Source organism: Cereibacter changlensis JA139, assembly GCF_003034985.1.
Classification (GTDB): Bacteria; Pseudomonadota; Alphaproteobacteria; order Rhodobacterales; family Rhodobacteraceae; genus Cereibacter; species Cereibacter changlensis.
Map to the genome: position 1 here is coordinate 1 of NZ_PZKG01000144.1, position 8,669 is coordinate 8,669.

The following is an 8,669-nucleotide window of genomic DNA, read 5'->3' on the forward strand; positions in this document are numbered from 1 at the left end:
GACGCTCGATCAATCGGGCGTAAATCGAGGCGCCGTGGGCAGGATCGCCTCGTCCAGCACGAAGCCGGGGTTGTGCAGCGGCACCGGTGCCGGCATGGCCGAGGTTGCCATAGGCGCCGGGCACCAGCTGCAGCATGTCAGCGAAATCCTCCGACCCGGTGAAGGGCTGGGAATCGTCGCGGACGTTCTCCTGGCCCAGGATGTCGGCGGCGGCCCCGGTCCAGGCGTCCGACAGGTCGTGATCGTTCACCAGCACGTCGAAGATCTCGCGGAAGGCGCAGGTGACCGAGAGGTCGAAGGCCTGCGCCGCACCCTCGCAGATCGCGCGCATCCGGGCCTGCATCAGGTCGCGCACCTCGGGCTTGAAGAAGCGGATGGTGCCCGCCAGCGTCGCCGTTTCGGGCAGGACGTTGTAGGCGCTGCCGGCGTGGATCTGGGTCACCGACAGCACGGCCTTATCCAGCGGCGCGACATTGCGGCCGAGGATGGTCTGGAACTGGCCGACGAGGCCGGACGCCACGACCAGCGCATCGCGCGACTGCTGCGGCATGGCGGCATGGCTGCCCTTGCCGGTCACGGTGATGTCGAAGAACGAGGCCCCCGCCATCGCCGGCCCCTTGCACAGCGTCGCCCGCCCCGGCTGCCCGGTGGGCTGGTTGTGCATGCCGTAGACCTCGTCGACCGGAAAGCGCTGGAACAGCCCGTCGGCGATCATCGCCCGGGCCCCGCCGAGACCCTCCTCGGCCGGTTGGAAGATGAAGACCGCGGTGCCGTCGAAATTGCGGCTGGCCGCGAGATAGCGGGCCGCGCCCAGCAGCATGGTCGTATGCCCGTCATGGCCGCAGGCATGCATCTTGCCCGGCTGCGTCGAGGCATGGCCGAGACCGGTGGTCTCCTGGATCGGCAGCGCGTCCATGTCGGCGCGCAGCCCGATGCGGCGGTTGCCCTGACCGCGGCCCTTCAGGATGCCGACGACGCCGGTCTGGCCCACGCCCTCGTGCACCTCGTCGAGCCCCCATTCCCGCAGCCGGGCGGCGACGACGCCGGCGGTGCGGACCTCCTCCATGCCGATCTCGGGATGGGCGTGCAGGTCGCGGAAGATCGCGGTCAGCTCGGCGGCGGCGGCGTCGATTTCAGGCAGGTTCGGCATGGGGCACCTTCGGCATCTCTTGGAAGTTCTGGAAATCCCAGGATCGACCGGGAGCGGCGTCGATCAGGGCGCGGGTATAGTCATGGGCCGGCGAGGCCAGCACCTCGGCGGCGGGGCCGTGCTCGACCACGACCCCGCTCTGCATGACGATCACCTCGTCGCAGATCTGCGCCGCGACGCGCAGGTCGTGGGTGATGAAGACGATGGCGATGCCGAGATCGCGCTGCAGCTGGTCCAGCAGGTCCAGCACCTGCGCCTGCACCGAAACGTCCAGCGCCGAGACGGCCTCGTCCGCCACCAGCACGTCAGGCCGCATCATCACCGCCCGGGCGATGGCGATCCGCTGGCGCTGCCCGCCGGAGAACTGGTGCGGATAGCGCGCCAGCGCATCCTCGGGCAGGCCGACGATGCCCATCAGCCGCGCGGCCTCGGCCAGCGCCTCGGCCCGGGGCGTGCCGTAGTTCAGCGGCCCCTCGATCAGGCTCTCGCGGATGGTCCAGCGCGGGTTCAGCGAGCGCATCGGGTCCTGGAACACCACCTGCAGCTTCTGCCGGTGCGGGCGCAGGGCGCTGCGCGACACGGTGGCGATGTCGCGGCCATCGAGCAGGATCCGCCCCGAGCTCGGGTCGATCAGCCGCATGATGCAGCGCGCCACGGTGGACTTGCCGGACCCGGATTCGCCGACGATGCCGACCGTCCGGCCGCGCGGCAGGTCGAAGCTGACATCCTTGGCGGCATGGGCCTGCGGCAGCTTCTTCAGGAGGCCGCCGCCGCCGTAGATCTTGTTCAGCTTCTCGACCTGCAGCACCGTCTCCACCGCGCGGGGCCGGGCGTTGCGCGGCGCCAGGCTGGGCACCGCCTTCAGCAGGGCGCGGGTGTAGTCGGCCTGCGGGTCGCGCAACAGCGTCTCCACCGCGCCATGCTCGACGATCTCGCCATGTTTCATCACATAGACGGTGTCGGCGATCTCGGCGACCACGCCCATGTCATGGGTGATGAACAGCACCGCCGTGCCGTGGTCGCGCTGCAGCTCGTCGATCAGCGCGAGGATCTGCTTCTGCGTGGTCACGTCCAGCGCGGTCGTCGGCTCGTCGGCGATCAGCAGCACGGGTTCCAGCACCAGCGCCATGGCGATCATGATCCGCTGGCGCTGGCCGCCGGAAAGCTGGTGCGGGTAGGAGCGGAATATGCGCTCCACGTCGGGCAGATGCACCTGCTCCATGATCTCGATGGCCCGGGCCCGGCGGGCGGCGGGCGACATGTCGGTGTGCAGCTCCATCACCTCCATGATCTGGTCGCCGACGCGCAGCACCGGGTTCAGCGCAGTCATCGGCTCCTGGAAGATCATCGCCACCTTGGCCGCGCGCAGCTCGCGCATCTGCGCCTGGCTCAGCGGCAGCAGGTCGCGGCCCTGCAGCCGGATCGAGCCGCCCGCCACCTTCAACGCCTCGGGCAGAAGCCCCATGATCGCCAGCGAGGTGACCGACTTGCCCGAGCCGGATTCGCCCACGAGACAGACCGTCTCGGATTGCCGGATGGTGACGTCGATGGCCTTCAGCACCTGCGGATTGCCCGGGGTCTCGGGCAGGCCGACGGTCAGGCCCTGCGCCTGCAGCACCACCGGCGCCGCGTCGAAGTTGCGTGTCTTGAACAGCATGGTCCTATCCCGCCCGTTTCTTCAGTCGCGGGTCCAGCATGTCGCGCGCCGCGTCGCCCAGAAGGTTGATCGACAGGATACACAGCGACAGCGCGATCCCGGGATAGAGGATCAGTTCCGGCTTGATCCGGAAGAACAGCCGACCCTCGGCCATGATGTTGCCCCAGGTCGGGGTCTCGGTGCTGACCCCCGCGCCGAGGAAGGAGAGGATCGCCTCGGTCAGGATGGCGGAGGCGAGGATGTAGGTGCCCTGCACGATCAGCGGGGCCAGCGTGTTGGGCACCAGATGCCGCGTCAGGATCCGGTGCATCGGCGTGCCGAGCGCGATCGCCGCCTCGACATAGGGCTCCTCCCGCGCCGAGAGCACCACGGCGCGGACCAGCCGCACGACGCGGGGGATCTCGGGGATGGTGATCGCCGCGATGACCGAGCCAACCGAAGGCCCGTTCAGCGCCACCAGCGCGATGGCCAGCAGGATCGAGGGGATCGCCATCAGCGCGTCCATCATCCGCATGATGATCGCGTCGGCGGCGCGGAAGAAGCCCGCGACCATGCCGATCACCAGCCCCAGCAGCACCGAGACGACCGCGGTGGCGAGGCCGATGACCAAGGACAGCTGCCCGCCGATCAGGACGCGGCTGAAGATGTCGCGGCCGAAGTTGTCGGTGCCGAGGGGGTGGCCCTCGATCGGGCCCTGCAGCCGGGCCATCGGGTTCATCGTCAGCGGATCGTGCGGCGCGATCCATTGGCCGAGCAGCGTCAGCACGACGATGATGGCGAGGACCACGGCGGCGAGCCGGGCGCCGAGGCCGAACTGCGGCAGGCGCAGGGCGCGCAGGACCGGCTGCATCGCCGAGCCGGGCGGGGGGATCTGTGTCATCAGTAACGGATCCTCGGGTCAAAGATACTGTAGCTGAGGTCGATCAGCAGGTTCACCAGCACGTAGAGGAAGCTGGTCAGCAGGATCATCGCCTGGATGACCGGGTAGTCGCGCGCCAGGATGGCGTCGACCGTCAGCCGCCCGACGCCGGGGATGTTGAACACGGTCTCGGTCACCACCACGCCGCCGATCAGCAGCGCGAAGCCCGAGCCGATGACGGTGAGGATCGGCACCGCGGCGTTCTTCAGCGCGTGGCGGAACAGCACGGTGCGCTCGGGCGCGCCCTTGGCGCGGGCGGTGCGGATGTAATCCTCGCCCAGCACCTCCAGCATGTTGGCCCGGGTCATCCGCGCGATCAGCGCGACATAGATCGTGCTCAGCGTCAGCGCCGGGAGAAAGGCGTTGGACAGGAAGGCGCCGAGGCCCGCGCCGAGCGGCTTGTAGCCCTGCACCGGGAACCAGCCCAGCTTCAGCGAGAAGACCAGGATGAAGAGATAGCCGATGACGAAGACCGGAACCGAGAAACCGAGCACCGAGAAGGTCATCACCGCGTAATCGGCGACGCTGCGGTGCTTCCAGGCGGCCAGCACCCCCATCGGCACGGCCATGGCCACCGACATCAGGATGGTCAGCAGCGCGATGGAGAGGGTCGGCCCGATGCGGTCGGCCACCATCGTCGCCACCGGCGTGTTCGAGATCAGCGAGACCCCGAGATCGCCCTGCAGCAGCCGCCCGACCCAGGTGGCGAACTGCACATGCAGCGGCTGGTTCAGGCCCATGGCCTCGCGGATGCGCTCCAGCTGCGCCGGCGTGGCCATGTCGCCGGCGATGATCGCCGCCGGATCGCCCGGCGTCAGGCGCAGCAGCAGGAAGACGAAGACAGCGACCAGCAGCATCACCGGGATGACGGCGAGGCAGCGGCGCAGGATGTAGCCCAGCATCAGGTTCCTCCGATCGGACGGGATGGGGAGCGGGCGCGGGCCCGCCCCTGCCGGATCACTCGGTCTTCTGCAGACCCCAGAACACCGGCACCGGAGAATTGATCATCTCGGTGATCGTGGTGCGGCGCGCCTGCGGCAGGGTGTACTGCCCCAGCGGGATCAGCAGACCGGCGTCCAGCGCATGGGCCTGGATCTCGCCCGCCACCTGCACCTGGGTCTCGGCGTCGGCGGCGTCGATGAAGGACTCCTTCAGCCCCTCGATGGTCTCGTCGGTCGGCCAGCCGAACCAGGCGTCGTCGCCGCGCCCGTTCAGCATCGGGTTCGAGATCGGGTTGGAGATCTCCGGCACCATCCAGTTGGTGATGAAGACGTTCCAGCCGCCCTCGGCCGGCGCGGCCTGGCTGGCGCGGCGGGTGACCAGCGTCTGCCAGTCCATCGGCTGCAGCTCCACCTCGAAGCCCGCCTCGCGCAGCATCTGCGAGACGACGACCGGCTGCGTCGCCAGCGCCACCATGTCGGTCGGGGCCATCAGCACGACCGGCGTGCCGTCGTAGCCCGCCGCCTCCAGCTGGGCCCGCGCCGCCTCGGCACCGCCGCCTTCGGTCAGCGTCTCCGACCCGGTGGCGCTTTCCAGCGGCGTGCCGCAGCCGAGGATGGCGCCGCAGACCTGGTAGTAGTCGGGGTTGCCGACCATCGCGGCCAGCACCGGCTCCTGCTGGATTGCCTTCAGCGCCGCCTGGCGGACCTCCTGGTTGTCGAAGGGCGGGTGCAGGAAGTTCATCCGCACCATGGTCTGCATCCCGGTCGGCTCGCGGGTCTCCACCACGATGTTCGGGTCGCCCTCCAGCAGCGGGATCAGGTCGACCTGCATCGCCTCGATATAGTCGATCTCGCCGCCCGACAGCGCGTTCACCGCGGTCTGCACGTCGGGCATGTTGACCCACTCGACCCGGTCGACATTCACCACCTTGCCGCCGGCCATCCAGTCGGCGGGCTCCTCGCGCGGCACGTAATCGTCGAACTTCTCGTAGACCACGGTAAGGCCGGGCTGGAACTCGGCCTCGACGAAGCGGAACGGGCCCGAGCCGGTGTAGTCGGTGATCGCCTCGTCGGCCGAGGTCGCGGCGACGCGGGCCGGCATGATGAAGGGCGGCAGCGCCGATTGCTTGGAGAGCACGTCGAGCATCGGCACGAAGGGCTCGGTCAGCATCCAGGTGATGGTCTTGTCATCCGTCGACTCGAGGCTGGCGGTGCGGTCCATGATGATCTGGCCGCCCGCGTCCTTCTGCGCCCAACGCTGCAGCGAGGCCACGGCGTCCGCCGCCGTCACCGGCGCGCCGTCATGGAAGCTGAGCCCGTCGCGCAGGGTGAAGGTGTAGGTCAGCTTGTCGTCCGACACGGTCCAGTCGGCCATCTGCGGCTGCGGCTGGAATTCGGAATCCTGCGCGATCAGCACGTCGTAGATCATGTAGGCATGGTTGCGGGTGATATGCGCGGTGGTGATCACCGGATCCAGCACGCGCAGGCCGGAATGCATCACCGCCTTGATCGTGGTTTCGGCCCAGGCCGTGCCGGTCAGCAGGGTCGAGGCGAGAAGGGTCGCTGTCAGTCGGTTGAACATGATGTCCTCTCTGTCGGGGTGAACCGCTGGTTGATCTTGGCGTCAACCTTTCACGGGGAACGGAAGGGGGCGCCGCCTGGCTCTAGCCTGAGACCGGGGTGCAGGTGACGGAACGGCAGGCTGGCCGGGCTGATCGGCATCGGGCCCGGCGCGGTGCAGGCCAGGATGGCCTCGGCGATGGGGGCGAAATCGGCGCGGAAATGCACCGAGCTCTTCACCACCAGGATGGCCTCGGTCTCGGGTTCGATGCCGAGGAAGCGGAACATCTCGCGGTCGGCCATCTGCGCCTTCTCCGAGGCGACCGCGATGCGCACCCCACCGAGCCGCAGGCAGGCGCTGGGGCCAAGCTGCATCCGCGCCCCGCCATAATAGGGCCCGGTGGCGTGGCACCGGCCGTCGGACAGCCGCTCGACGGTGAAGCTTGCGGTGAAGGGCGCGTCGCCGGGAATGCCCGACCGGCCGCCCAGGGACAGCTCCAGCGTCGCGCCCTCGCCGGCGGCATGGGCCGCCGCCGCGGCCTCCGGATCGGTGATCAGGCCGATAGCCGCGCGTTCGGCGCCGGCCTCGACCAGGGCGCGCAGCATGCCGGTGGTGTCGGAATCGCCGCCGGCGCCGGGATTGTCCTGGGTGTCGGCGAGGACCACCGGGCGAGCCGCTGTCGCCGCCAGCCGCTGCGCCTCGCGCACCCCTTCCAGCGGGCCATAGGACCGGCCCTGAAAGGCGGGCTCGGACTGCCGCACCGCCTGCGTCAGACGGTCGGCCAGCGCATCGGCCTCTGCCTGGTCGCCAGCATAGGCGATGACCGAGGGCCGGCAATCGACGAAATCGGCGGCCGGGAAACCCATGAAGAACGAGGCGCAGGCCCCTTCGGCATCGGCGGCCGCCACGAGGTCGTAGAGCCCCGCCGCCGGCTGCCCCATGGTCGACTGCCAGGCGATCGGGATCAGGAAATCCAGCTGCCGGAACGCCTTGGCATTTGCCGCGCCGTCCAGCAGCCGGCCCAGCTCCGCCGCGGCGCGCGCGCCGGTCTCGGCCATGTCGACATGCGGATAGGTCCGGAAGCCCACCAGCCGGTCGGCCATCGCGACCATCAGCGGGCTGATGTTGCCATGCAGGTCCAGCGCCGCGACGATCGGCACGTCGGGCCCCACCACCTCGCGCACCCGGGCCAGCAGCGCCCCCTCGCCGTCGGGCGCACCCTCGGCCACCATCGCGCCATGCAGGTCGAGGAACACCCCGTCCAGCGTCCCGGCCTGCCGCAGGCCCTCGACGATCTCGTCGGAGATGACCTTGAAGCACTCTGCGGTGACCGGGGCCGAGGGCACGGCCGCGGCCCAGAGCAGCGGCGCCAGCTGCCAGCCCTGCCGCTCGGCATGGCTAATGGCGCCGGCGATCGGCAGGTTCACGTCGCGCGCCCGCTCCAGGATCTGCCCGCCCCGGCTGAGCGGCAGGTAGCCGCCGCCCTGCTCGAAGGCCGCCAAGTCGGCCGCGCTCGGCGCGAAGGAGTTGCTCTCGTGGACGAATCCAGCGAGAGCGATGCGCGGTGGTCTGATATGCGGCATGATGTCCTGCAGTGTATTGCTATCCGATACGGTTGCATTGCATGATGAGTGTATTGGGACGGTTTCAATGATGTCAACGCCGGAGAGGCCATGCAGCGCGAAAGACAGGCTGACCTTGGGTCAGGCGGGGAAGATGCCTTGTTCATCCAATCCCTTGCCCGCGGAATGAGCGTTCTGGAAGCGTTCAACGCCGCTGACCGGCCGCTGACCCTGACCCAGATCGCCGCGCGCACCGGACTCACCCGCAGCGCGGCGCAGCGGCTGGTGCATACCTTCCGCAAGCTGGGCTACCTGACGCTGGCCGAGGACGGGCGCGGCTTCCGGCTGGACCTGCCGATCCTCGATCTGGCGCATGACTACCTGCGGCTGAACCCGCTGGTCCGCCGCGCCAGCCCGGTGCTGCTGGAACTGCGCCGCAACGTGCGCGAGCGGGTCGACCTGTCGCTGTTCGACGGCCAGCGGATGATCTACGCGGCGCGGATGCAGAGCAAGCGCGAGACCTTCTTCGCCACGCTGGTCGGCAACAGCGTGCCGACCAGCTGCACCTCCGGCGGTTGGGCGGTGATGGCCATGCTGCCGCCGGCCGAGGTCGACGCGCTGCTCGCCAACGCCCGGTTCGAGCAACTGACCCCGCGGACCATCACCGACCCGCGGCGGATCCGCGCCGAGATCGAGCGCGCCCGCGAGGACGGACACGCGCTGGCGCTGGAGCAGATCCTCATGGGGGAGGTGGCGCTCGGCGTGGCGATCCCCGACGCGCAGGGCAGGCCGGTGGCGGCGATCCACATTGCCGCCTCGCTGGCCGAATGGGACGCGGAGGGCTTCCGCCGCAGCGTCGCCCCGCTCGCCGCCGAGGCG

At 69.5% G+C, this 8,669-nt stretch carries 7 protein-coding genes; 1 reads left to right on the forward strand and 6 read right to left on the reverse strand.

The annotated features are described in order from the left end of the window. The 6 genes from C5F48_RS19665 to C5F48_RS19690 all read right to left on the reverse strand — a co-directional run. Window positions 1-1,150 (reverse strand): M20 aminoacylase family protein (locus C5F48_RS19665; protein WP_258186537.1); only part of this gene is annotated, 1,150 nt, incomplete at its 3' end. Beyond that, on the reverse strand, window positions 1,134-2,807 hold the full coding sequence (locus C5F48_RS19670; RefSeq protein WP_107665506.1) for an ABC transporter ATP-binding protein: 1,674 nt from the start codon (window positions 2,805-2,807) through the stop codon (window positions 1,134-1,136). The genes C5F48_RS19670 and C5F48_RS19665, both read right to left, overlap by 17 nt. Before the next feature lie 4 nt (window positions 2,808-2,811). Further along, window positions 2,812-3,687, reverse strand: coding sequence for an ABC transporter permease (locus C5F48_RS19675; RefSeq protein WP_107665507.1), 876 nt, complete (start codon window positions 3,685-3,687; stop codon window positions 2,812-2,814). Further along, window positions 3,687-4,628: an ABC transporter permease gene (locus C5F48_RS19680; protein ID WP_107665508.1), complete on the reverse strand. Its 942-nt coding sequence runs from the start codon at window positions 4,626-4,628 to the stop codon at window positions 3,687-3,689. Before C5F48_RS19680 ends, C5F48_RS19675 begins: the two co-directional genes overlap by 1 nt. Before the next feature lie 55 nt (window positions 4,629-4,683). Then, window positions 4,684-6,249, reverse strand: a complete 1,566-nt coding sequence (locus C5F48_RS19685) for an ABC transporter substrate-binding protein (protein WP_107665509.1) — start codon at window positions 6,247-6,249, stop codon at window positions 4,684-4,686. A gap of 50 nt (window positions 6,250-6,299) precedes the next feature. Beyond that, window positions 6,300-7,811, reverse strand: a complete 1,512-nt coding sequence (locus tag C5F48_RS19690) for a M81 family metallopeptidase (RefSeq protein WP_107665510.1) — start codon at window positions 7,809-7,811, stop codon at window positions 6,300-6,302. Window positions 7,812-7,949: 138 nt separating this feature from the next. Between C5F48_RS19690 and C5F48_RS19695 the strand changes: the two genes are divergently transcribed. Beyond that, a partial coding sequence (locus tag C5F48_RS19695) for an IclR family transcriptional regulator (protein WP_258186538.1) occupies window positions 7,950-8,669 on the forward strand: 720 nt, incomplete at its 3' end.